Genomic DNA, 26,071 nt, shown 5'->3' with positions numbered 1-26,071 from the left:
TGGGTTATTTGATTGTGGGGTTTGATTGTCGGTGTGGCAATTGCCCCCACAGCAGTTTTTATTGCTCATTGTTTTTGTCTTATACGCTTTTGAATTTGAAATAAACTAAGAAAACCGTTCGTGGTGAGCTTGGGCAACCTACGGTTTTCTATCACCCTTCGACAAGCTCAGGGCGAACGGAAAACCTAAGGCTTGAAAATCTTTTTATTTTACCAAATTTTCCAATTCATCCCAACGCTCTAATTTTTCCATTAAAAGCTCATCAATCTCGCCAAGTCGTTCGCTATATTGGGTCGCCAATGCCAAATCACTGACAAATAACGAACCGTCCGCCAGTTTGTCATTTAGCTCGCTTTGCTCGCTTTCAAGGTCGGCAATTTCATTGGGTAGGCTTTCTAATTCACGTTGTTCTTTATAGGAGAGTTTGCGTTTTTGTTCAGCTTTGGGCGTGTCGGATTTTGGTTTGTCAGCTTTGACTGTTTCTGATTTTTCAACTTTATCCGCTTTGGGCTTGGTTGGTTCATGGCGGGCTTTTTGAGTGAGATAATCTTGATAACCGCCCACATATTCATCAATCACGCCATGACCGTCCTTGTCCGTGCCAAATACCCACGTTTGCGTTACCACGTTGTCCATAAAGGTGCGGTCGTGGCTGATGAGCAAAATCGTGCCGTCAAAGCCTGCGACAAACTCTTCTAATAGTTCAAGCGTTGCCATGTCAAGGTCGTTGGTCGGCTCATCAAGCACCAAGACGTTGGCAGGTTTTAGCAAATTTTTGGCGAGCAATACACGGGCTTTTTCGCCCCCTGATAGGGCTTTGACAGGTGTTCTGGCACGGTTTGGCGTGAACAAGAAGTCCTGCAAATACCCCAAAATGTGCGTGCGTCTTCCGCCCACGTCCACATAGTCCGAGCCTTCAGAGACGTTTTCGGCAACGGATTTATCAAAGTCTAATTGGTCTTTTAATTGGTCAAAAAAGGCGATATTTAGGTTTGTGCCGAGCTTGACCGTACCGCCCACTTTGGCAGAGTCATCAAGCCCAAGCACGGTGCGGATTAGGGTGGTTTTGCCCACGCCATTATTACCGATGATGCCGACTTTGTCGCCACGCATGAGCAGGGTTGAGAAGTTTTTGACCAGTATTTTGCCGTCATATTGTAGAGTTAAGTCCTTGACTTCACAGACGATTTTGCCCGATTTTTCGGATATGTTTTGGGTGAGTGAAACGCTCCCCACCACATCACGGCGTTGTTTTCGCTCTTCACGAAGTGCCTTTAACGCACGCACACGCCCTTCGTTACGAGTACGTCTTGCTTTAATGCCTTGGCGAATCCATACTTCTTCTTGGGCAAGTTTTTTGTCAAATTCTTCAAAAGATTTTTGTTCGCTGGCAAGCTCCAATTCCTTTAACTCTTGATAGCGAGCATAGCCCTTAACCCCTTGGGTTACGTCATAAGTGGAGAGTTTGCCACGGTCTAGCTCCACAATGCGAGTGGCAAGATTATCCACAAATTTGCGATCGTGCGTGATAAACAGCACGGTCAAATTTTGCCCGAGCAGGTAATTTTCTAGCCAGTCAATGCTCTCTACGTCCAAATGGTTGGTCGGCTCATCAAGTAGCAACACATCAGGCTTAACCACCAATGCCCGAGCGAGCAAAACCCGTCTTTTTCGTCCGCCCGATAAGTCGGCAAGGCGGTCGGTAGGGTTTAGCCCCATGTTGTCAAGTAAGGTGCGAGCGTTTCGTTCTAGCTCCCAGCCATGCAAAGCGTCAATCTCATGTTGCACGTCCGTCATACGCTCGCAGGCGGTCATGTCGCCCGTTCCGCATTTGTCCGATAGGTCGTGGTATTGGCGAAGCAGGGTTGCCACTTTTTCATCGCCATTCATGACAATGTCAAGCAAGGTGCCGTCATCGCTTGGCACGTCTTGGGCAAGCATGGCAATCTTGATACCGTCTGCAATGATAATCTCGCCGTCATCGGGGCTTTGTGTGCCGTCAATGAGCTTAAAGAGTGTGGATTTACCTTCGCCATTTCGCCCAATCAGACACACCCGCTCGCCCACATCAAGGCTAAAATTAACGTGGTCTAAGACAGGGGCAACGCCAAAGGCAAGAGAGATATTTTTTAGATGAATGAGTGCCATAATTTATTTTCAATACGGATTTTTGGTTTTGGTTTAAAAATATGTTATTAAGAAAACCGTTCGTGGTGAGCTTGTCGAACCATGAAAAGGTTTTCTTTCACCCGCAGGCATGGCTCAGATACCATGATACCCCACCTAAGTCAATGGTTTTTTAAGTATCTGGTATCTAGTATCTTACAAACTAACTTAAAGATACTTGTTGCTCAAAGGATGTTTGGGTTTTGATAACACCAAAACAGATATGTACCAATTTACGCATACAAGCACATAAGGCTTGCATTTTGGTTTTACCGTTTTGTTGTAATCGTTCATAAAATGCCTTAATGGTGCTATTATAACGAATGGCACTCATTGCAGACATATACAGCTTAGCACGCAAAGAGACTTGCCCTTGTTTGGACAGTTTGGTTGCTCCCTTAAAGACACCTGACTGTCTTTGTTTGGGTATTAAGCCTAAAAACGAAGCCATCTGTGAGGCTTTTTTAAATTGTTTGGTATGTATTAAGCATACCACTTCTTTGGCAATAACAGAACCAATGCCGTCAATGGTTTCAAGTAAGGTTTTGTCTTGCTTTAAACTTGGTTGTTTGTCAACAAAGTCATCAATGTCTTTGGTGAGTTTGGCAATTTCCTCTTGAAGGACATTGATGACTGTTTGCATGGATGCTTTAACCAAATCGGGCAGATTGGGTGATAAGAGCAACTCTTGTCGGTTTTGCTCTCGTTGCAAATCTTCTTTGAGTGCTTCTAAGCGAGCCAATAGAGCTTTTAGCTGTTTGGCTTCAATGCTAGGTGCTACCCAAACCTCAGGCTTGTGGCTATAACCATACCTTGATAAAATAATGCTGTCTTTTTTATCAGTTTTATGGATTACCCCCAAACTGTCTGCAAATTTGCGGACATAGTTAGGATTGACAATGCTTTGCTTGATATTATTATCATCAAGAAACTCACTTAGGTGTTCATGATAAACCCCTGTTGCTTCTAGGATGATGTGTAGCTCATCAAGATGATTGCTGACATTGGTTTTTAACCAAGCAAGCAGTAAATCAAAGCCTGCTTTGTTGTTGTTAAAAACCTTGGTTTTTACTTTATTTGTGCTTGGGTTTATAAATGCAACATCAAACTTTGCTTTGCTGATGTCTATGCCAATATAGTGTATCATCTGTCTCTTGCCTTGTTTATGCAGTGTCTGTTTTAATAAACGCACTTAGATACCATTCAGAGTTAAGATGACAAGCAAAGGACACCATCTGAGCACCAGTGTTAAGACACTAAGGGCGAACCCGTGTTCTCTTTGCTTGTATAACCCAACAACATTCTAGCAGATAATCTAGGTTTGGTGTTGGGTTGATACAAGGGCGAACGGAAAACCTAGTTTGGCATACTTTTTATACCACTACCTGCTTTTCAATGATAAAATGTGCCAATTATAGCAAATTTACACCTTAAAGGGGAAAATAAAATGACAGGCACCCACGCTGATATTACTGACTTACAAATCAAAATCGCCTATCTTGAAAATACGGTAGATACACTAAATGACGTTATTGCCCAGCAGGATAAGACGTTAAAAGACTTGCAAGACCAATTAAAACTTTTGTATAAATTCTTAGAAAGTCGTGATGATGACGGCATTGCTCCGTTTGATTTATTGGCAGACAGACCACCGCATTATTGAGTGGATAAAACAAAAAACAGTATTTAATTTATAATAATAATTATTATTTGTAATCATTTATCCATATTTACAAATTTTTGATGAAATGCCAAAAAATGGGGATTTTGTGCGGTTTTTGCTATTGCTTTATGAGTTATTTTGTTTTAATATGTAGCAATGAAACATTTGTTAAAACGTTTGTTATACGATTGTAAAAACAGTTGTATGGATGTTTTGGCAGGATTTCTAGGTGTATGTGCGACATACGGAAATTTTATGGTAATAAATCGGAGTGGTTCTATGTTTAACTACAAACACTTAGCAGTAGCGATTGCGTCCATCAGTGCAGTTGGCGTGGCAGATGCAGCAGGTCTTGACCGTTCAGGGCAGGACATCACGGCATTTTTACAAGATGGCACTTATGGCGAAGTGGTCTATACTTATATTGATGCGGATGTGTCAGGCAAGGACATCTCTGACAACTCAATCTCTGACATTGCCGAAGCCTATGATTTTGGGCGTTTTGGTGTGAAAGCGGACATTAATGACACGTTTAGTGTGGGCGTACTTTATGATGAGCCATGGGGTGCGGCGGTACAGTATGGTGGTAGCAATAACTTTGTTAGCCAAGGGGCAGATGCAACAGTTAATGCTTTAACTGGTGGTCTTGCTCCTAATGTGGCAACTGCCCAAGCACGATTTGCACAAGCCCAAGCTGGTATTGCTCAGTTACAAAATGCCATCGCACAAACTGCAGCAGCTGGTGGCGATACTACCGCACTACAAGCACAGCTTGCTAGCACTGTAACCACTGCTCGCAACTTAGGCAGTGCGTTAAATGTCGCATCTACTGCCGAAGAACAAAAAGACGAAGGCACCAACGTAGAAATCCGCACCCAAAACGCCACATTATTACTTGGTGCCAAATTGGGTGAAAACAAAAACTTCCAAATCTATGGTGGTCCACAAATGCAACGCCTGACAGGTGAAGTGCATTTGCGTGGCACTGCGTATGGTGGCATGGGTGGTTATGACGCCAACATCGGTGCAGACATGGGCTATGGCTGGGTGGCTGGTGTTGCTTATCACAAGCCTGAGATTGCCCTAAAAGCTGCCTTGACCTATCGCTCCGAGATTGACCACGAGCGTTCTATTGCTGAATTTGTACCTGCAACAGGCTATGCAGGCTCTCGTGACTTTAAAGTTACCCTACCTGAGTCATGGAATCTAGACTTTCAAACAGGGATTAACCCAACCACGCTCTTGACCGCCAAAGTGCGTTATGTGCCATGGTCTGACTTTAATATTACACCACCACAATATAGTGACACCATCAAAGGCAGTAACCCTGCTCTTTATCCAAATGGTCTGCCCATTGTACGCTATGCAAAAGATCAGTGGTCGGCAGAAGTTGGTTTGGGCAAAAAAGTCAGTGACAAACTTGCTGTATCAGGCAGTGTCGGTTATGACAGCGGTGCAGGCAATCCTGTCAGTACGCTAGGACCTATCAAAGGCTATTATAGCCTAGGCTTGGGTGCAAAATATAACGTTACCCCAGAATGGTCAGTGTCGCTTGGCGGTAAATACTTTAAATTCGGCGATGCAACTGCACAAATCCCAACTCAGGTAGGGACAGATGCTAGCGTGGCACGTTTTGAAGATAACGACGGCTATGCGGTCGGTCTAAAACTGGCTTATCAGAAAAAATAACCAAAACCCCAAACTCCCAAAAAAACGGTTTGAGCATTCAAGCCGTTTTTTTAGTTTACATTTACAAACCTTTTAACTTGCATAAACAATCAATTTTTATTATAATAACCAAATTAACGATATCGGGATTATTTCATAATTTATTGTTATGAGATTTATCAACATTAGCTTACCAACTTCGGGAGAATACACCTTGCGTCCATTCAAATCACTTTTTGCACTTATGCTATCCATCCCACTTGTTGCCTGTGGCGACAAACCTAGCGAGACAACAAATACAGCCACCAGCAATGAGCCTGCCACGACCCATGTTCAAGCCACCGATAACAACTTGCCTGTATATCGTGTTGGGACAATGCCAGACTATGCCCCTTATGGTGTGAGCGATGAAAAAGGACAGATTGGTGGGTTGGACATAGACATCTTGCAAGCGGTTGCCAAAGACCAAGGATTTGTCATTACCACTCACAGCGTGCCATGGGACATCATGCCAGAAGCGTTAAACAGCAATGAAGTTGATATCATTGCCAATGGTTTGGCAGGCGATGATTATCCCCAAGACACCATTGTTGCCACTGACAGCTACATGCGGTCTGCTGACTGTGTTTGGGCAAAGGATAAGGAGAAATTAGCGAACTGGCAAAAAGGCATCATTGCCACGCCTGATGTGGCGGACATGGGTGCAGAGCTTGCTGAGAACTTTAATATCAGTGAGTCACAGCTCGTGATTGACAAATTAGAATTTGGCAGTTTACAAAGCTTGATTCATGATAGAGCGGACGTGGTAGTAAGCGATTGCGTGGCATTAGATTATTTTGGTAAACGAGAAGAGTTTAAGGCATTCCAATTTGAAAAAATGATCGTGCCTGATTCAGATTTGCCCGAGCAGTCCGACTTAGTGTTTATGGTACGCAGAGAAGATGATGAACTATTAAACAAAATCAATCAAGGACTTGCTAATATCAAAAAAAGCGGTGAACTTGCCCAAATAGAACAAAAATGGCACTAAATCCTTTGGTGTTAAAATTACTAACAAACCACTTGTTTCTAGCAAGTGGTTTTTGTGATTTTTCATGTCAAAATATATGCTAAAAATCGCATTTTGGCACAAAATCTGCTATCATAAGCCAAATTTTAACTTTATTATTCACCATGAAAATCCTACCTGAAAAACAATTTCTTATCGCCCCGTCTATTTTATCAGCCGATTTTGCCCGTCTGGGCGATGACACAAAAGCCGTGCTAGATGCAGGGGCGGACGTGGTGCATTTTGATGTCATGGATAACCACTATGTGCCAAACTTGACTTTTGGGGCGATGGTCTGCCGTGCCTTAAAAGATTATGGCATTACCGCCCCCATAGATGTGCATCTTATGGTAAAGCCTGTTGATAGAATGATTGAGGAGTTTATCAAGGCAGGGGCGGATATTATTACCTTTCACCCAGAGGCAAGCGAGCATATTGACAGAAGTTTACAGCTTATCAAGGACAGTGGTGTCAAGTGTGGATTGGTCTTTAACCCTGCCACGCCCTTACACTACCTAGATTATACCATTGACAAACTTGACCAAATTCTTATCATGAGCGTAAACCCTGGTTTTGGTGGGCAAAAGTTCATTGATGGTACGCTTGATAAGGTGCGAGCGGTTCGCCGTATGATAGATGAGCGTGGGCTTGACATTCGCTTGGAGATTGACGGCGGTGTTAATCCTGACAATATCCGTGCGATTGCGGACGCTGGCGTGGATATGTTTGTGGCGGGTTCGGCGATTTTTGGTAAAGAGGATTATAAGGCGGTCATTGAAAAAATGCGTGATGAGCTTGCCAAGTCTGATTTGGCTAAATGATGGTACGGTAAATTTATGTCAGAATTAAATACTAATCCCAAATCCCTAAGTTCAAAACCTCCAAGCCTCGTCCCCATTGGTGTAACCATTGGGCTTGCTGTTTTTGCCCTTGTGCTTGCGTTGGCAGGGTATGGCTTTCGCCTACTGGCAGGGCATGACGTGGGGGCGGTGGTGCGTCATGCATCTGTGGTGGTGTCGTTTTTTATGATTGTTGTGCCAGCGTTGTTCGTGGGTGGGGCAAAGCTATTAAACGAATTTAACGGGGCAAATATCCAAACCCGCAACGCCATCACGCTTGGGTATCTCACATCTGTTGTGGCGATTTTGACGATTATGGGGCGGTATAGCTGATGGCAAATTTTCAAATAAGCAACATTTTACCTGACCGTTTTGTGCCAAAGGACATTCCCAAAGGCTTGATTTTGACCCTTATCATCGTCATCATGCTCACAAGTCTGTCCGCTTATCGTTATGGCAATGGCAACACCATGCAAGGCGTACTTCATGTCCTAGAAAACTGGGTGCTATACCTGCTCCTTATCCCAAGTTGTACCGCCCTTGTCAGTCTGCCGATAAAATACCGAGACAACAGCTTTGATGTGCGGATGGCGTATTATCTGGGGATGTTTGTGGGACTGCTATTTATGATGGCAAAACTTAGATATTGGCGTTAAAACGGTTGCAATTACTGGCTGTTTTTAGTATAATACCAAGCTAACAATTTGGCAAAAAGCCAATCACAGATGACAGAACACCACCCCAATCGGCGTGGTGTTTTTAGCTATGTATTGATAATTATCAGGAGAGACCATGCAACGCTATCCCATGACCCCACAAGGACACGCCGCCCTAGAAGCAGAATTAAAACAGCTCAAAACCGTGGAGCGTCCACGCATTACCGCCGCCATTGCCGAAGCTCGTGAGCATGGCGACCTAAAAGAAAACGCTGAATACCATGCCGCTCGGGAACAGCAAGGGCTGTCCGAAGCACGCATTCGTGACATCGAAGCAAAACTTGGCGGGGCTCAGGTCATTGACCCCACCACCCTACCCCAAGACGGGCGTGTGGTATTTGGCGTGACCGTGGTCATCGAAGACGTGGATTCGGGCGACCAAAAACGCTACAAAATCGTGGGCGAAGATGAAGCGGATGTCAAAGTCGGCAAAATCTCGGTTGGCAGTCCCATTGCCAAAGGCTTGATTGGTAAATCAGAAGGTGATGAAGCCAAAATCCAAACCCCAAGCGGTTTGGCAGAGTATGAGATTGTTGAAGTCCTATACGAATAATGAGCTTTGCCAGTCATCGCCAACAAATATAAACGATACAAACAACACACTCACTAAGGTCGTCTTATGAAACATCTACATTTACTCATGGTTGTGATTACCATTGGGCTGTTTTTATATCAAACAGGGCTGATTTTCGCAGGCGGTCAGGTGACCCAGTCACGCACCTTTAAGATAGCAAGCCACGTCATCTATTTGCTACTGGTTGGTAGTGGGCTTTATTTGATGTGGCGGTTGTGGCAAGTAGCAGGGGCTCAGTATTGGGCGGTTGTCAAGATTATGCTGTTGGCTGTGGCGGTCTCTGCCAATATCAAGGCTTTGCGGGCTCCACTACTGAGCCAAAAAAAGGCAGGCATGGTGATTGCAGGTATCGCCTATGTGGGGATTTTGGTGCTGGCAGTAACCAAGCCCATGCTTTGATACACCATGGCACATGATGACATCCCTGTCATGTGCCATCCTTGCCATTTCTGGTTTTTTGTGAGTGATGATACTTATAAATTGACATCTATTAATTAGGACAACCACTCGCCCCTACACGCCCATCATCTACATCCATCATTTAAAATACATACCTAACGAACTTGATATTTACCACAGGCTTGTAGGGATATGCTGAGTACACCTTTTGATGATATTGCCATGCAAAGCGTGCTCAGCAGCCCCTACATCCACACATCATGTGGTTGTAGTAGCCGTACTCATTGACGCTTTTATATACTTTTTTACACAAACACCTTTTGCACCAATATCATATACAAAATCGTCCCCACGCCAATGGAGATAAACATATTTTTTCGCCATAGGTGCAACCCCACGACCACCGCCCCTGCGATAAACTCCGCCATGCCGTGATATTGCCCCAAAATATCTACGTTTTTGTAGCAATACACCACGAGCAGTCCAAACACCGCAGACGGCAACGCCTTGCCCAGATATTGCACAAAATCAGGCACTTTTTTGTGAGCAGGAAAGGCCCAAAACGCCACCCAACGGCAGAGCTGAACGGCAACAATGGCAGTGGCAATGGTCAAAAGTTGTTCATTTAGGGTCATTTTGCCACCTTATTGGTCAATTTGTCATGAAGTGCCGAGCGTCTGACGGTCAAATACACCAAAATGCCGAGCATGGCAGGGATTAAAAAGTTCGTTTTGCCAAACACCACCAACGCCAACGCCGTCATGCCAATGCCAAGGAGCGAGCTTTCGTGCGTGGCTTCCCTACCCCATTGCTCCACAAAAATCACCAAAAATAGTGCTGTCATCGCAAACTCCGCCCCCTTCAAATCAAACGGCAACACCGCCCCCATGACCGCCCCCAGTGCCGACCCTGTTACCCAATAAAGGTGCAAAAACAGCGTAACTAACACCATAAACCACGCCTTATCCACGCCTGCCTTGTCCGTGTCGGCGGTGTAGTTAATGGCAAAGCTCTCATCCACCATGCCTGCGATGAGATACCAGCGTTTCCACCCCGTAATGCCCCGAAATTTATCCAACATAGAAATGGCATAAAAAATCTGTCTGGCACTAATCATCGCCACAAGCAAAAACACCGATGACGGGTTGAACGCCATGATAAGTAGCCCCGCCACGATAAATTCCACCGACCCTGCAAAAATCAGCACCGCCATGATGACAGGATACCATGCCGAAAAGCCAAGCGAGTGCATATACACCCCATACGCCATACCCAAAAACAAAAAGCCCGACAAAATGGGCAAGCTCTGGGTAAAGGCGTATTTGGCGGTAGTTCTAAAACAATAGTCGGTGGTCATGGTGTGGGCAGGTTATGATAAAGAGAAATATTTTACTTCATTCTCAACTTAAAATGGTAACTTATTGATTGTTTGAGAATTATTTTTGAGTCTTAGGGACGAATTGCAATTCACCCTTGATAAATCAATCATTTATACAAAGTTGAGAATGGCATATATTTTACTTGAAAAGACGACAATTTATCATGACAAATTATTATCTTTTAAAAAGCAAAAAGTTTGTCATATCAGATTTTACAAATCAAGCGATTTTGGCAAAATTATGTTAAAATAACCTTTTGTTATTTTAGAATTTGATGATGAAAAACTTATTATTTAGCCTAGCACTGGCACTCACCCTAACCGCATGCGGACAAAAAGGGGCGTTATACCTGCCCGAAAAATCCCCCACCCCACCCCACTCTACCCCAACGCAAGGCGAGCCTGTGGACATGCCTGTTAGCACCGATTCCAATGATTATTGATGGCAAAGATTGATTTTATAAATTTTGACAAATAAAAAAGAGAACCCCATGAGTAAAGTTATCCCCCTATTAAACAAAGACGGCATTGAAAAGATGAAAGTGGCAGGACAACTTGCCTCAGAAGTCCTACAAATGCTAGACCCCCACGTCAAGGCAGGGGTAAGTACAGGCTTTTTGGACGATTTGGCGTACAAACACATCACCGAAGTCCAAAACGCCATTCCTGCTTGCCTAAACTACCACGGCTACCCCTACACCCTATGCACGTCTATCAACCATGTGGTGTGTCATGGCATGCCCGACCACGAGCGTATCTTAAAGGATGGCGACATCATCAACATTGACGTAACGGTCATTAAAGACGGCTATTATGGCGACACGTCCGCCATGTGGATTATCGGCGAAGGCTCGGTCATGGCAAACCGCCTATGCAAAGTCGCCCAAGACGCTCTGTATGCAGGTATTAGCGTGGTAAAAAATGGAGCAAGACTTGGCGACATCGGGGCGGAGATTGAAAAGATTGTCCTGCCTGAGCGGTTTTCTATCGTGCGTGAGTTCTGCGGTCATGGCATTGGCACCGAGTTTCACTGCGAGCCACAGGTGCTACACTACGGCAAAGCAGGAACAGGCGTGGAGCTAAAAACAGGCATGGCACTGACCATTGAGCCGATGATTAACCAAGGCGTATGGCAAACCAAAATCATGAAAGACGGCTGGACGGCTATCACCAAAGACCGCAAACTCTCCGCTCAATGGGAACATACACTCATCGTTACCGATAACGGCTGTATCATTACCACGGGGCGACCCGATGAAGATCTAAGCTGGGTGAAAAGCTAGATACCCAACTTAATATCAAAACAAAGACCCGACATGATTTGTTGGGTCTTTTGTTGTTGGGTTTGTTGATAAACTCCTTATTGGATACAAACTTAACACCCGTCAACAGTCAAACAAAAACGCCCCCATTGGGAGCGTTTTTGATGTTGTTTTACAGTATTGAGATGGTTAGACACCTGAAACGTTAATACCGTCTTGGATGTAAAGTTTTACACTTCCATCATCTGTATAACCTTCATATACTTTAAAGGTTGTGCCGGTTTTTTCGTCATTATAAGTTTCTTCTGACTCTGTATTCATGCCTTTCATCAATTTCACGGTATCTCTACCATCCCCATCCACATCACCACGAATGAACAGTTGATTTCTACCATCTGTCATATTTAGTACTGTGTCAGCAGTGATTTCTAGCGTCTGAGCAAAATCATTTCTCATATCAATCTCTTCAATATTCTTAACGTTTCGCACATCGTTAAAGTCAATAGGTAATGGATTGTTATTCTCGTCAAGCTCCAACCAATGTGTTAATGACAGGATATCCACATAATCCTTACCATCGGTTGCTTTGCCACCCTGATTATTGGCACCATCACCGTCAATCAAGACTGCATCTTTGGCATAGAACAATACATCATTACCAGCACCGCCAATGAGTGTATCTCCACCGCCATTACCAACAATGACATCATCACCGATACCACCATAGATAATATCAGCTTGGGTTGAGCCTACAATATAATCATTACTCTCACCATCAACGTAAGGATTGGCACGACTTTCTTGCATTTGAGCCTTTGTTAAACCTTCAAAATTAAATACCACCTCTGACTTGGCAATATCGCCATCTGAGTCACTATATTGATATTCCACTGTGAATGTCTCATCAGCCCCTTCGGCAATAAGTCTGGCAATATCATTGACAGCAGTAAAACGATAATCACCATCTTTTCTACCCACAAGCGTACCATAAGTAGTAACGATTTCAGTAGACTGAGCATTTTCTTGGGTGGTTTCTCTGCCGTTGGCGTCTTTGTAGGTGATTTCTTTAATATGTGGATTATCACCATCAATGGTTGCCGTCCATAGAACATCAACCTTTTTGTTGCCTTGACTGTCTAGCAACAAGTCACCACCCATATGAATCTTACCTTGAATATCAACGTTGGTTTCAAGGTCAAGGGGGTTTGTGATAGGCTCGATACGAGCTTGGACGTTATAGTTATTGGTCTGGTTTTCATCTGAATGCACAAGCACCATCTGAGCTTTATCTAAGAACGCTAACGCCTTATCCACATCTTCTTTACTAAGTATCGGGTTGCTTGGGTGGTTATCATGGAAACCGTTGGCAACCAAACCAAGATTCTCCGCCTCAGTAATCAAGCCTGTACCAAATGTCTCTTTTAGCATTTCCATAGCTACCTGATCATAAAGATAGCCAGTTGTTCCACCTGTCTTAACCTTCAAGGATTCTTGCAGGAAGTACAAATATTGGGCTTGCAGATAATCGGCATAACTGACATTTTCTGGCATACCTTGTGGGACATTATTGGCAACAGGAACAAATCCTTCAACACTCAAGCGATAAGCTGTATCGCCAATGATAAAGGTCTTGTCTGACTGCTTAAATGCCACCAAATCGCCTGCTACGCCATCAAGAACACCGACGTTTTGAGTCTCTAGATGCACAAAGTTGTAGTCAATGTCTGAGATGGTAACATCTTTGCCATTGATAGCTGTATTAAAGCTGTAGGTCAACGTACCCGAGCGAATCTGCTGACTGGCTGTATAAATAGAGTAGTTTTGGTGAGTAAATGTACCGATATTGAACGATTCACCAAGACCTGTGATTAGCTCCTTAACGTTAGTGCCAGAGAACTCGCTGTTTTCTCTAGCTTCATAGGCAGCTTGATTATACCCTTGGTTTTCCCATGGAAATGGCACACCCCATGCAATTCCGTCATACAATGGGTCATCATCTAAAATTCTCCAACGAGCAGGGTAATTATCTCTTAAATCATTAAATACATTATCGTTTAAATTTTCAACGCCTTTTAAAGTGACATTCTGCTTAAAGCCACCGATTAGACCGCTAAGAGTCACTTCGTCATGAGCCACTTGGATATTATGCACCACTCGTTCTGCGATTGGTGCATCATCTTCAATCACTACCACCACAGTCTCATTGGTTGCAATGTTTGAATCACCATCTTTGGCAATGATGGTAAAGTTTACAGGCAAGTTGTCTTGACCTTCTCCTGCTGACGAATCAGCGGTAATGATAGAGTTACCCTCATGATAAATGGCTTTATGAAGCTCAACATCATAGGTAAACTCAACCACTTCTTTGCCATCAACAGTTGCAACTTTACGAGAGTTGTTATCTATCGTAACGGTCAATGCGGGGTCTTCGACATCAGTCTCATAGGCATACCAAGTAATCTTGCCTGCGACGCTTTCATCTTTTTCCCATGTCAGATTCGCACCATTTTGACTCAAGCGAATTGGGGTGGCATTTGACAAGTCTAACGACAGTCTATCAAGCAAGTTTGTATCAGTGGTATCGACATTGGTGATGCATATCTTGCCTGATGTTCTTGTCTCATTAGTGATGTCGTAGTCATTATTATTTGGTGTACTTGCATTTACTGTGGTGTTGTTGGCGTGCTTAGCAGAGTCATTATCTTTATTACCTCCTGGCAAGCCCTCTTCTGAGACGTGAGCTGGTGGATCAAGCTCAATGGCGGGCTTATCCTTGTTGGCATCAGTCTCACCTTCAAAGTCATCAATCACCGTGGTTACTGACTGCTTATTAGAGTCTGTGGTGCGAACATCAGCATCGTCAAGTTTGGCCTCAATGAGCTCAACACGATAGGTCTCTTTACCCTCATAAATGTCATCATCAACAATCGGAAGATTAATCTCAAACTTGGTTTGACCCGCTGGGATTTCAACTTCGACCACTCTATCGATCACAACAGAGTCACCAAAGTCTGCTTGTTCGGCAGGATTGATGGTGTCACTTGCTTCGGGTAAGGTTACTTTATATTTTACCTTGATTGGCTTATCAGAAGTTTTGCCATTTTCAATCTCAATGGTGTAATTAGCCGAGCCTGCACTTTCAAGGACTTCATCGTCACCCTTGATGATAACCACAGGTTTATCCCCTGTTGGTGCAGGGTTATCTGTTGGGTCGACAGGTTTGGTTGGGTCAAATGGCTTGTCCCCATCTTTACCATCATCCACGATATAGCCTGTTGCATTGCCATTGTTGGAATCGATTTTTGGCTCAATACGTGAATCAGTTGTGCCTGTATCATCCACATCAGTGATGGCAAGTGTGACTTTCTCTGAGATTTCATAGACATCATCATCTTTGGCATAGATACGCACTTTGATGTGACCTTTGGTGTCGGTCGCATCTTGTGGCATGGTAACCACTTTGCCTGCAACTAGGTCGGCATAAGTTGCATCCGCCAATTGCTTGCCAGTCTCATCGACAATCTCAACACGAGCCACATCCTTAGCATCAATCTCGGTGCCACCAGCTTGGATTTGCAAAGTGATCTTAACATCACCTTTGAAGCTATTACCCTCAACGATGGCACTGCGAGCCACAGTAAACTCCACAAAGTCATCTGCGGTGGCTTTTTCAACTGCCACTGGCTTGGTGGCTTTGATAGAGACCACTGGTGTTTTTCTGTCATCATCTGCTTTTGGCAGGTCATCAGGGGTGACAGGTTCGTCAGGATTGTTAGGATCCTTCATTGGTCCATCAGGATTGTTCGGGTCAGGGTAGTTAGATGGGTCGTTTGGATCACGTCCATCGGTGGTGCCTTGACCTTCGTCATTGATGGTGGTGATGACGGTGTTGGCTTTGTCATTAACCACAGCTTTGTTGTCGGCATGGACAATGCTCACGCTGTAATCTTCGTTACCTTCGTGCTCTTCGTCGTTTTTAATACCAACATTGATGGTTGCTTTGGTGTCGCCTTTTTTGATGGTGACAGTTTGTACCGTGCCGATGTTGGCGGTGGTAAAGTCATCATTTTCGGTTGGGTTATCGTTTGAACCATCTGCTTTGTGGTTGATGACATAACTGATGACAATGTCTTCGGTGGCAGGACGGTCTAGGGCAACGGTATAAGTAACCGTACCTACCGCTTCATTGACAAGCTCTGGACCACTGATGGCAACGATTGGCTTATCGCCTAAGGTGTTGTTTTCATCAACAGGCACCAATGGGTTTTCATCAGGATTATTTGGGTCATGTGGCTTGGTTGGGTCTTTTGGCACCCTTGGGCTGTCATTAGACGGCACTTCTGGGGTGCTTGGTGTTACCGGATTGTTCGGATCAGTTGTCTCATTTGGATTTTTTGGGGTGCCATCATAAGGCTCATCTTTGATACTACCTGTGGCAGTATTTTCCTTGGCATTAGGACTGATTGAACCTTTGCTAACGTCTGCCACTTGAACACTGATGGTCTCTGTGCCTTCAGGGATGCCATCATCTTTGGCAGTGATGGTAATGACAGGTGCTGTGGTGCCATTGGCAGGGATAACCACCTCAATGCCATCTGTAAAGAATTTGGCAATGTCAGCTGGGTCTTTAATGGTTACTTTTGTATTTGCACCATCTGTGTAGCTGATGGACTCGATGTCATCTGCACTCACCGTACCTGCTGGTAGGTTGCCTTTTACCTTAATGGTGTTGGCTTCATCAATAGCATCACTTTGAGACACTTCAAAGACAAGTTTGTTGTCTTTGGCAGGGTCACTGCCCTCACCGCCTTCAATGGCGACAGGGTCTGTGGCTTTGATGGAGACGATGGGTTTTGGTGCTTCTACTGGATAAGTAACATTAACCGGTGTTGGCTCTGAGAAATCATCGGAGTCAATGTCTTTGACCACATAGTTAATCGGTGATGGATCTTTATCGCCCAGCTCTGGCACAGGTGTGAATGTAACCTCCCCTGGGTTAGGACCAACTGTCCAAGTACCCTCGTTAGGCACAACAATCTCATCCACAGGCTGTTTGGTGATGGGATTGATAAGTTTAACAGTTGTAGGATCGACATTGTTATCATTATCAACAACGTTTTGCGTGACAGGATAATCCTTAAACCCTGGTTTTGTATCGGGATTGGTGGCAATAGGCGTGTCATCGCCATCCACCGGCTGTGGATAACTAACCACCACAGGTGTCGGTGGCAACATATTACCATTGTCATCTTCAACAACATAGCTGATCGGTGTTGGATTGCCTGTGAAGTTAGGATCAGGGGTAAAGGTAACTTCGCCATCTGGGGTTACTGTCCAAGTGCCTTCGTCAGGGATGGTAACTTTATCAGATGGTGGGTTATTTGGATTGTTAGGGTCTACCAGTTTGACGGTGCTTGGGTCTACATTACCATCATTGTCTGTAACTTTTTGAGTAACAGGTTTGCCCGGTGTGCCGATTTTGGTGTCGGGGGTGGTAGGATTTGGATAAGTCACAGCCACAGGTGTCGGTGGCAACATATTACCATTGTCACCTTCAACAACATAGCTGATCGGTGTTGGATTGCCTGTGAAGTTAGGATCAGGGGTAAAGGTAACTTCGCCATCTGGGGTTACTGTCCAAGTGCCTTCGTTAGGGATGGTAACTTTATCAGATGGTGGGTTATTTGGATTGTTAGGGTCTACCAGTTTGACGGTGCTTGGGTCTACATTACCATCATTGTCTGTAACTTTTTGAGTAACAGGTTTGCCCGGTGTGCCGATTTTGGTGTCGGGGGTGGTAGGATTTGGATAGATGACGGTAACTGGCGTTGGCAACGTAGTATGACCGTTAGAATCCGTGCCGATGTAGTTAATCGGTGTTGGGTTGCCCGTATAGTTATCCTCTGGCTTGAAGGTAACAATGCCTTTATCATCAACACTCCAAGTACCTTGACCTTTAATGACAACTTCATTGGTAGGTTCGCCAGTAGATGGATTGATGATTTTAACGCTGTCTTTGACAATGTTCTTATCATTTGCCAATACGTCTACATCAACAGGTTTGCCATAAGAACCTGTTTTGACATCAGCGGTGGTCATTGATGGATAAGTGACGTTAATCGGTGTTGGTAGCAACTGATTGCCATCAGTGTCTTTGACGACATAGTTAATGGGCTTAGGACTGCCTGCAAAGCCAGTATCAGGGGTGAAGGTCACTTTGCCGTCACTTACCGTCCAAGTACCCTCGTCTTTTACTTTTACAGTATCGACCAATATTGGGGTTTCGGGAGTACCAGGGTTGGCAGGGTCAATCAGTCTGACCGAAGATGCATCCACCGCATTATCATTGGTTGTGACATCAATGGTAACGGGCTCGCCTAGATTACCCACCTGCACGTCAGGTCTGGTGTGACCATTGCCATAACTTACGCTGTCATAACTAACACCGACCGTTGTCTCATAATCCCCTCCTGTCGTGGTAGTGACTCGGTATTTGATGGGAGTTGGGTTGTCTGTAAAGCCATCTTCGGGCGTAAAGGTCACCTCACCTGTTGGCTTATTATCACCACCAAGCACAAGCTCCCACTTGCCCTCACCTGCCACAACCAAAGCCAAGCCCGTCTCGCCTGTGGCAGGATTGACAAGTTGTAGGGTCTCAGTTACCAGTCCGTCCTTGTTATCGTTAGCCAATACATCCTGAGTGACTGGCGTGCCTGCTTTGCCCGATGCGTTATCAGCGGTTAGGGCATGACCGTAGTCCACCGCCACCGCAGTGCTAACTGAATATTCCCCTTGGTTGTTTGGCACGATGTAGTTGATGGGGGTTGGGTTGCCTGTAAAACCCTCTTCTCGGACAAAAGTGACATTACCCTCGTCATCTACTGTCCATGTACCCTGCCCTTTTACGGTGACTTTTTTACCGTCTTCTTCGGTGCTGATTTGGTTGGTTTGTGGGCTGATGAGCTTAATGCCAGCTTTATTGATATTTGATGAGCTGTCATTATCTAACACATTAATCGTCACCCCATTTACTTTTTCATCTTCGCTAACCTGTGCCAAGACAATGTCAGGCGTGGTGTTAGGTCTTGCCTCAGCTAGCGGTGCTGGGTCATCATCTTTATCTCTGATAAGAAAAGGCACCACGCCCAGTAGTGGCCACCATGGCAAGCCATTGACCATCATAATCCAAAATGGCACCAGCATTTCCTCGCCGCCCAGTGCCTGACCTTCGACATCGCCCGCTTGAAGTTGAGTGACGTAGTCTGCCACTTCACCGGTATCAGGAATATAATAGTAGTAACGACCGTTTTCGGCGATACCCACCAAGCCCTGCTCATCATTTTCATAAAAGTCTTCGATGATAAGGTCGCTCTCAACACCCTCTCGCTCAAAAGAGACGTGCAGGTCTTTGCCTTGACGCTTGGTGATGATGTGGTTAGGGGCACGTCCGATAGATTCATCAAAAAAGTCATAATTGACATGCTTGCCTGCTTTGATGACCGTAGGCTGACCGTCTTTGGTCACCACACGCACTTCATTAATGGCTTCATTGGTATTATAGGTTTTTACAATCACGGTTTTCATAGATATTTCCTGTTTAGATTAGTAAGTAAAGACAGCGACCACACGACGGTTCTGTTGGCGACCCTCAGCGGTGTTATTAGATGCGATGGGACGTAGCTCACCATGCCCTTCGGCAGTGATGATGTCAGGGTTTACGCCATAATTTTTGATAAGTACGTTTCTTACAGCATTGGCACGACGCTCTGATAGAGCTTGGTTGTAAGGCTCGCTGGCTCGGCTGTCAGTATGACCTTCGATGACCACGGTGGCATTTGGATGGCTTGCCAAAAAGTCAGCTGCTTCTTTGATTTTGTCATGATATTGGGATTTTACAACTGACTTATCAGTGTCAAACAGCACCGCAAGCTCGATGGAGCGAGTTTGTTTGGCGGTAGTTGCCACAGATACAGGGGCAGGTTTGACAACCGCAGGAGCGGGTATGGGAGCAGGGGCAGGTGCTGGGCAGTTAGGAACCACACGGCTGATTTGGTGGGTTTGCAATCTGGTGTGTTCTAGCAGGCTCTTAGCACTGGTGTCATCAATCTGCTTGATGGTAGAGCGGGCATTATCATCTACTTCTACATAAAAATAGTATGTTTGACCTACTGATAGATAATGTGTTTGTAGGTTTGCCAATAGGTCATTATGCTTAGCACCCGTAACCGCAGAGCTAAGCTGGTTAATGCCTGAGCAAGAATATACTTGACTAAAATTCCCCGGCTGGATGCTCACCTGAAAGCGGTCATTAATGGCAATATTGGCACTGGTCTGCAAGGGGTCTTGGTCGGCTTGACGAATAAATACCACGTTCACCGCATTATCAGGCACATGTGCGTTCATGACATCGTTTGTATTCACGCTTTTTTCTTTGTGCCATTTGACATGCCCGACTGCCTTGGTGTTTTCATTATCCACGATACGAACAGCATGAGCAGACAGTGTCATGCCTACTGCCAATGCACAGATGGCAATCTTAATGGGGTTTAGGGTAATTTTCATCACGCCTCCTATTTGAGCGTTTTTGTTGAGACATCACACCAGTAACAACCAATAACAAAAGTACCGATGACCCAGCATGTCGCTTAGCATCATCGGCATGGTTCGTTACAATGTATCAATGTTTAAAAAAATTAAATGATATTTTAAATCAAACAATATTTTAATAAATCTCTTTCCAAACTAAAAATAAACCCTTATAAGTATTGGGGTTGAAGTTTTAAAAATCCATAAAAATCAGGGTTTGGAAAGAAGTCTAATACAAAAAAACTCTGTTAAGTTTTATTGGTCGCCAAAAAGGATACAATCGTCACTCTTTTTGTAAACGCTGTGTAACAGATGGTAATGATTAAAATTTGTTTAACTATTGTTCAAATTAATTAAAAATTAATCATAATATGTTGCAAAAACCATGCTAACTTGATTAATTTTTCATCTTTTTATAAAAATTTAAAAGGTTATTGAGAAAAATCTATAGCAGATGGGCATCATTTGGCACAAGTTGATGGCAAAAATTGCTTTTTTGGGGGTGGTAATGATAAAATACACACCATGACAAATTTGCATAACTCATCAAAACAGCCAATTTTGGCAAAATAACTTATTGCCACACCCAACACAAATTCATATTCATACAACCACCCTATCATCACAAATCAATGTTAATTTAACCGCTCACGATTCAACATAACTTAACAACACCAAAAAGAACAGTAATATGTACACCGACACCCACGCCCATTTGACCTATTTAGACACTTACCAACACGACAAACCCGCCCTACTTGCCAACCTAAAAGAGATGAACGTCAGCCGTATCATGGCAATTTGCTGTGAATTTGGCGAGATTGACGACATCAGGCAGTGGGTAGATTTATCCAATGACAACATCAACATCGGCATGAGTATTGGCTTGCACCCTTGCCAAGACAAGGCGATTTTAAAGGCGGTGAGTGTGGACGACTTTGTGCGGTTAAATGATGACAAGGTATGGGCGTTTGGCGAGACGGGGCTAGATTATCATTGGGACGACACCAAAAAGAGCGAGCAAAAATACAGCTTTGCCACGCACATTCACGCAAGCCAAACCCTAAAAAAACCAATCATCGTCCACACCCGTAACGCCTATCACGACACGCTTGACCTATTAAAAGCCGAAAAGTGCGAACACGGCATTATCCACTGCTTTACCGAAGATTATGCCTTTGCCAAAACCGCCCTTGACATGGGGTTATACATCTCATTTTCAGGGATTGTCAGTTTTAAAAAATCGGTGGAATTACAAGACGTTGCCAAAAAATTGCCCCTTGACCGCCTTTTGATAGAAACCGACAGCCCCTATCTCGCCCCTGTGCCAAAGCGTGGGCGTGATAATGAGCCGTCTTTTGTGCCGTATGTGGCAAAGGCTCTGGCAGATATTTTTGGTAAAACGCCTGATGAGATAGGACGTATCACGAGCCAAAATTTTGATGAGTTGTTAAATCAATATGGTTAAATGTGGCATGGCAAAAATCATGTTAAAATTGGCATGGTAGGGGCGAATTGCAATTCGCCCAAGATTGGGGTTTGTACAAAATAAAACGCCATTTACCCCAAAAACCACAACCGCCCAACACATAAAAATTTATAAAAAGTAGTAGAAAAAAGTTGTTTTTTTGTATATAATAAACAAAATCTACGACAAGCGAGTGATTATGAAAATACAACTTTACTTTTGCCCCTTATTTGAGCAAAGTTGAGTTTATTTTTAATCATTCGCTTTTTTGTGTCTAAATTTTAGCTTGTGGCAGTTTTGCCAAAAAATTTTGTCTAAAATTTGCCAAAAACCAAAATTTTTATATCTTTATAACTCTATAATTTATTTTTTCCAATTGGAGCGTGTCATGACCAAAAAAGCCATTTTAGCCCTACAAGACGGTACAATTTTTCATGGTATTAGCATTGGGGCGGACGGTGAGACGGTCGGCGAAGTCGTCTTTAACACCGCCATGACAGGCTACCAAGAGATTTTGACCGACCCAAGCTACGCCAAACAAATGGTTACGCTGACCTATCCGCACATCGGCAACACAGGCTGTAATGAAGAAGACACCGAGTCTGGACGCATTCACAAGGTGTGGGCGAGCGGTCTGATTATCCGTGATTTGCCATTGCTTCACAGTAATTTTAGAAGCGAGATGTCGCTGTCTGAATACCTTATCAAACACAATGTCGTGGCAATTGGCGATATTGACACTCGTAAACTGACCCGTATCTTGCGTGAAAAAGGGGCTCAAAATGGGGCAATCGTTGTGGGCGATGATGTGGAGAGAGCCTTAGAACTTGCCAAAAACGCCCCTGACATGAACGGACTTGATTTGGCAAAAGAATACTGTGATAAAGACGGCTTTACATGGACGCAAGGCTCGTGGGAGCTGGGCGTGGGCTTTACCGAGCCTGAACTAAAATACCACGTTGTCGCCTATGATTATGGCGTAAAAACCAACATTTTGCGTATGCTTGCCGATAGGGGCTGTCGCCTAACGGTCGTCCCTGCCCAAACCCTTGCCAAAGACGTGCTGGACATGAACCCAGACGGCATTTTCCTATCCAATGGCCCGGGCGACCCGTCTGCGTGTGATTATGCCATTGACAGCATTCGCACCATTATTGAAACCAGTAAAATCCCTGTGTTTGGCATTTGTTTGGGTCATCAGCTGTTGGCACTCGCTAGCGGTGCTAAAACCATGAAAATGGGGCATGGTCATCATGGGGCGAACCACCCTGTGCAGGATTTGGACAATGGCACGGTGATGATTACCTCCCAAAACCACGGCTTTTGTGTGGACGAAAGCACCCTACCTGCCACGCTACGAGCCACGCACCGTTCGCTGTTTGACGGCACCAATCAAGGCATTGAGCGTACCGACCGCCCTGCATTTAGTTTTCAAGGACACCCAGAAGCCAGCCCCGGCCCACATGATTGTTCGGTGCTGTTTGATAGATTTATTATGGAGATGCAAAAGGCGAAGGCATAAATTGGGTGCATTTGGTTTGTGAAACGCACCATCTAAAATAACTTGCTCTTCTGGAAAGCTGTTATGAATTTTAATAATCGTGAATACCGTGATAAATGCCGTGCTTTTAACCTTAAAGTTAATGAGCGATAATAAAGTTCGTAAACGCCAAGAGATTTATCAAGGCGTCATTCAATTGGGGGAATTTTCTGATGAAATTTTGACCCTACGCTTTAATCATGGTCAGCCAAAAGTGGAAAATGCCATCGCTTGGTCAATCACCTCTTTAACCAAAGCAGGCATTTTAAATCGCATCAGTAAAGCCACTTATCAAATCACACCCATTGGTTTAAAAATGGCACAGCTTTGGCAAGATAAAACAGAAATTAGTGAGAAACTATATGATGAAGCTGATTTACCTGATTGGAAAAGTTATTTAAAAAGTAGAGCAGAAATTAAACATAAAGAAAAATCATCAGACAAATCCGCCATTAAAATTGATGATAATGATGACATGGATTTTGAAGCCCAAGCTAAAAATGCCATTAAAAATCTTGAAACAGAAATTTCGGTTGAACTGTTAAATAAATTGCAACAAGGCACGCCTTTATTTTTTGAAAAATCAGTATTAAAGTTATTGCTTGCCATGGGATATGGTGGTAAAGAAAACTTGTTTGAACATACTGGCAAATCATACGATGGTGGCATTGATGGGGTCATCAAACAAGACCCATTAGGCATTCAAAATATCTACATTCAAGCCAAAAGATATGCCAGTGATAACATGATTGGTTCAAAAGAATTACAATCCTTTTCAGGAGCATTACAGGGCAATGGTGTGGAACGGGGTGTGTTTATCACCACATCATCATTTACCAAATCCGCCCAAGGATTTTCTCAAAAATTATTGGGCAAGATTGTCCTGATTGATGGGCAAGAGCTGGTTGGTTTGATGATTAAATATAAAGTGGGCATTCAAGTTAAAGAAGTACTTGAAATTTGTGAAATTGATGAAGATTTTTTTGAATGAATATGCCCATCATATTTACTGACAAATTCAACCTAACCCTTGAACAAAATCGTTTTTTGGCTCGTAAAAATATCGTGGAAGTCATTCACAGCATGTCACGCTTGGAAAATGTCAATACCACTTTCCCCAGACCAAAACCATTATTGATGGCATGAGTGTGAGTGGCATTTCAACCCATGACATGCAAGTGCTGTTAAATCTAAAAAATGCATGGCAATTTATTTTATCATCAAACAGTGATTTTAAGTTGGTACTCGTGTGTAAGTAAATGGTTACGTATGGCACACATTATTATCAGCATTTTATAAAAGCAATGATGATAACAAGATTGTGGCGTGGACTTATGAGAATTGTTTATATACAGCTAACAAAATTGAATTTTACCACGGAAGCCGTTCGCCCTTGTATCAACCCAACACCAAACCTAGATTATCTGCTAGAATGTTGTTGGGTTATACAAGCAAAGAGAACACGGGTTCGCCCTTAGTGTCTTAACACTGGTGCTCAGATGGTGTCCTTTGCTTGTCATCTTAACTCTGAATGGTATCTAAGTGCGTTTATTAAAACAGACACTGCATAAACAAGGCAAGAGACAGATGATACACTATATTGGCATAGACATCAGCAAAGCAAAGTTTGATGTTGCATTTATAAACCCAAGCACAAATAAAGTAAAAACCAAGGTTTTTAACAACAACAAAGCAGGCTTTGATTTACTGCTTGCTTGGTTAAAAACCAATGTCAGCAATCATCTTGATGAGCTACACATCATCCTAGAAGCAACAGGGGTTTATCATGAACACCTAAGTGAGTTTCTTGATGATAATAATATCAAGCAAAGCATTGTCAATCCTAACTATGTCCGCAAATTTGCAGACAGTTTGGGGGTAATCCATAAAACTGATAAAAAAGACAGCATTATTTTATCAAGGTATGGTTATAGCCACAAGCCTGAGGTTTGGGTAGCACCTAGCATTGAAGCCAAACAGCTAAAAGCTCTATTGGCTCGCTTAGAAGCACTCAAAGAAGATTTGCAACGAGAGCAAAACCGACAAGAGTTGCTCTTATCACCCAATCTGCCCGATTTGGTTAAAGCATCCATGCAAACAGTCATCAGTGTCCTTCAAGAGGAAATTGCCAAACTCACCAAAGACATTGATGACTTTGTTGACAAACAACCAAGTTTAAAGCAAGACAAAACCTTACTTGAAACCATTGACGGCATTGGTTCTGTTATTGCCAAAGAAGTGGTATGCTTAATACATACCAAACAATTTAAAAAAGCCTCACAGATGGCTTCGTTTTTAGGCTTAATACCCAAACAAAGACAGTCAGGTGTCTTTAAGGGAGCAACCAAACTGTCCAAACAAGGGCAAGTCTCTTTGCGTGCTAAGCTGTATATGTCTGCAATGAGTGCCATTCGTTATAATAGCACCATTAAGGCATTTTATGAACGATTACAACAAAACGGTAAAACCAAAATGCAAGCCTTATGTGCTTGTATGCGTAAATTGGTACATATCTGTTTTGGTGTTATCAAAACCCAAACATCCTTTGAGCAACAAGTATCTTTAAGTTAGTTTGTAAGATACTAGATACCAGATACTTAAAAAACCATTGACTTAGGTGGGGTATCATGGTATCTGAGCTATGCCTGCGGGTGGTTTTCCATGATGGTTTGACTTAGCTCACCACGAACGGAAACCGTAGCACTTTTTCGTTTTGTAGAGTGTAACATGATGGTCTAAAACATCATTAATTAAAAACCTCATA

The 26,071-nt window shown here is 43.7% G+C and carries 21 protein-coding genes; 15 read left to right on the top strand and 6 right to left on the bottom strand.

The window, feature by feature from the left end; genetic code table 11:
- Positions 1-204: 204 nt before the first annotated feature.
- Both AAHK14_RS08485 and AAHK14_RS08480 read right to left on the bottom strand, forming a co-directional pair.
- The gene (locus tag AAHK14_RS08485) at positions 205-2,148 is read right to left on the bottom strand and encodes an ATP-binding cassette domain-containing protein (protein ID WP_065256977.1); all 1,944 of its coding nucleotides are present in this window, start codon (positions 2,146-2,148) and stop codon (positions 205-207) included.
- Positions 2,149-2,329: 181 nt separating this feature from the next.
- Entirely contained in the window at positions 2,330-3,358 is a 1,029-nt protein-coding gene (locus AAHK14_RS08480) for an IS110 family transposase (protein ID WP_346818194.1), read from the bottom strand.
- 255 nt (positions 3,359-3,613) lie between these two features.
- Here AAHK14_RS08480 and AAHK14_RS08475 point away from each other — a divergent pair, with 255 nt between their 5' ends.
- The 8 genes from AAHK14_RS08475 to AAHK14_RS08440 all read left to right on the top strand — a co-directional run bounded on the left by AAHK14_RS08475 (position 3,614) and on the right by AAHK14_RS08440 (position 9,073).
- Positions 3,614-3,829, top strand: a complete 216-nt coding sequence (locus tag AAHK14_RS08475) for a SlyX family protein (RefSeq protein ID WP_065256381.1) — start codon at positions 3,614-3,616, stop codon at positions 3,827-3,829.
- Between the two features lie 279 nt (positions 3,830-4,108).
- Complete coding sequence (locus tag AAHK14_RS08470; RefSeq protein ID WP_065256380.1) at positions 4,109-5,518, top strand: outer membrane protein transport protein; 1,410 nt, start codon at positions 4,109-4,111, stop codon at positions 5,516-5,518.
- Between the two features lie 148 nt (positions 5,519-5,666).
- Positions 5,667-6,527 carry a transporter substrate-binding domain-containing protein gene (locus AAHK14_RS08465; RefSeq protein WP_065256379.1) on the top strand — a complete coding sequence of 287 codons (861 nt, stop codon included), beginning with the start codon at positions 5,667-5,669 and terminating at the stop codon, positions 6,525-6,527.
- A gap of 143 nt (positions 6,528-6,670) precedes the next feature.
- Positions 6,671-7,366 carry a ribulose-phosphate 3-epimerase gene (rpe, locus tag AAHK14_RS08460; RefSeq protein ID WP_065256378.1) on the top strand — a complete coding sequence of 232 codons (696 nt, stop codon included), beginning with the start codon at positions 6,671-6,673 and terminating at the stop codon, positions 7,364-7,366.
- 15 nt (positions 7,367-7,381) lie between these two features.
- The gene (locus AAHK14_RS08455) at positions 7,382-7,717 is read left to right on the top strand and encodes a hypothetical protein (RefSeq protein WP_065256377.1); all 336 of its coding nucleotides are present in this window, start codon (positions 7,382-7,384) and stop codon (positions 7,715-7,717) included.
- Positions 7,717-8,040, top strand: a complete 324-nt coding sequence (locus AAHK14_RS08450; RefSeq protein WP_065256376.1) for a hypothetical protein — start codon at positions 7,717-7,719, stop codon at positions 8,038-8,040. Before AAHK14_RS08455 ends, AAHK14_RS08450 begins: the two co-directional genes overlap by 1 nt.
- A 136-nt stretch (positions 8,041-8,176) precedes the next feature.
- Entirely contained in the window at positions 8,177-8,653 is a 477-nt protein-coding gene (greA, locus tag AAHK14_RS08445; protein ID WP_065256375.1) for a transcription elongation factor GreA, read from the top strand.
- Between the two features lie 66 nt (positions 8,654-8,719).
- Positions 8,720-9,073 carry a SirB2 family protein gene (locus tag AAHK14_RS08440; protein WP_065256374.1) on the top strand — a complete coding sequence of 118 codons (354 nt, stop codon included), beginning with the start codon at positions 8,720-8,722 and terminating at the stop codon, positions 9,071-9,073.
- Between the two features lie 305 nt (positions 9,074-9,378).
- Here AAHK14_RS08440 and AAHK14_RS08435 read toward each other — a convergent pair whose 3' ends face one another.
- On the bottom strand, positions 9,379-9,708 hold the full coding sequence (locus AAHK14_RS08435) for a branched-chain amino acid transporter permease (RefSeq protein ID WP_065256373.1): 330 nt from the start codon (positions 9,706-9,708) through the stop codon (positions 9,379-9,381).
- Positions 9,705-10,430, bottom strand: coding sequence for an AzlC family ABC transporter permease (locus tag AAHK14_RS08430; RefSeq protein WP_065256372.1), 726 nt, complete (start codon positions 10,428-10,430; stop codon positions 9,705-9,707). The genes AAHK14_RS08435 and AAHK14_RS08430 overlap by 4 nt, the downstream gene beginning before the upstream one ends.
- 299 nt (positions 10,431-10,729) lie before the next feature.
- On the opposite strand from AAHK14_RS08430, the gene AAHK14_RS08425 reads away from it, so the two are divergent.
- Positions 10,730-10,894: a lipoprotein gene (locus AAHK14_RS08425; protein WP_156065161.1), complete on the top strand. Its 165-nt coding sequence runs from the start codon at positions 10,730-10,732 to the stop codon at positions 10,892-10,894.
- A 48-nt stretch (positions 10,895-10,942) separates the two neighbouring features.
- Positions 10,943-11,734, top strand: coding sequence for a type I methionyl aminopeptidase (map, locus tag AAHK14_RS08420; protein ID WP_065256371.1), 792 nt, complete (start codon positions 10,943-10,945; stop codon positions 11,732-11,734).
- A 168-nt stretch (positions 11,735-11,902) separates the two neighbouring features.
- Here map and AAHK14_RS08415 read toward each other — a convergent pair whose 3' ends face one another.
- Together AAHK14_RS08415 and AAHK14_RS08410 are read right to left on the bottom strand one after the other, a co-directional pair.
- Positions 11,903-19,297, bottom strand: a complete 7,395-nt coding sequence (locus AAHK14_RS08415; protein WP_194092710.1) for a Calx-beta domain-containing protein — start codon at positions 19,295-19,297, stop codon at positions 11,903-11,905.
- Positions 19,298-19,315: 18 nt separating this feature from the next.
- Entirely contained in the window at positions 19,316-20,275 is a 960-nt protein-coding gene (locus tag AAHK14_RS08410) for an OmpA family protein (RefSeq protein ID WP_065256369.1), read from the bottom strand.
- Positions 20,276-20,990: 715 nt separating this feature from the next.
- On the opposite strand from AAHK14_RS08410, the gene AAHK14_RS08405 reads away from it, so the two are divergent.
- The 5 genes from AAHK14_RS08405 (at position 20,991) to AAHK14_RS08385 (ending at position 25,878) form a co-directional block, all read left to right on the top strand.
- Complete coding sequence (locus AAHK14_RS08405; protein WP_065256368.1) at positions 20,991-21,767, top strand: TatD family hydrolase; 777 nt, start codon at positions 20,991-20,993, stop codon at positions 21,765-21,767.
- A gap of 388 nt (positions 21,768-22,155) precedes the next feature.
- Entirely contained in the window at positions 22,156-23,289 is a 1,134-nt protein-coding gene (gene carA / locus AAHK14_RS08400; RefSeq protein ID WP_065256367.1) for a glutamine-hydrolyzing carbamoyl-phosphate synthase small subunit, read from the top strand.
- 100 nt (positions 23,290-23,389) lie between these two features.
- Entirely contained in the window at positions 23,390-24,298 is a 909-nt protein-coding gene (locus AAHK14_RS08395; RefSeq protein WP_346818193.1) for a restriction endonuclease, read from the top strand.
- Positions 24,295-24,453 (top strand): hypothetical protein, encoded by a 159-nt coding sequence (locus tag AAHK14_RS08390; RefSeq protein ID WP_172823647.1) that lies wholly within the window; start codon positions 24,295-24,297, stop codon positions 24,451-24,453. Before AAHK14_RS08395 ends, AAHK14_RS08390 begins: the two co-directional genes overlap by 4 nt.
- A gap of 396 nt (positions 24,454-24,849) precedes the next feature.
- The gene (locus AAHK14_RS08385) at positions 24,850-25,878 is read left to right on the top strand and encodes an IS110 family transposase (RefSeq protein ID WP_083108321.1); all 1,029 of its coding nucleotides are present in this window, start codon (positions 24,850-24,852) and stop codon (positions 25,876-25,878) included.
- Positions 25,879-26,071: the final 193 nt, after the last annotated feature.

Source organism: Moraxella sp. K1664, from assembly GCF_039693965.1.
Taxonomy (GTDB): Bacteria; Pseudomonadota; Gammaproteobacteria; order Pseudomonadales; family Moraxellaceae; genus Moraxella.
The sequence above is the reverse complement of the archived record's forward strand: the minus strand, read 5'-3'. Positions and strand labels throughout refer to the sequence as shown.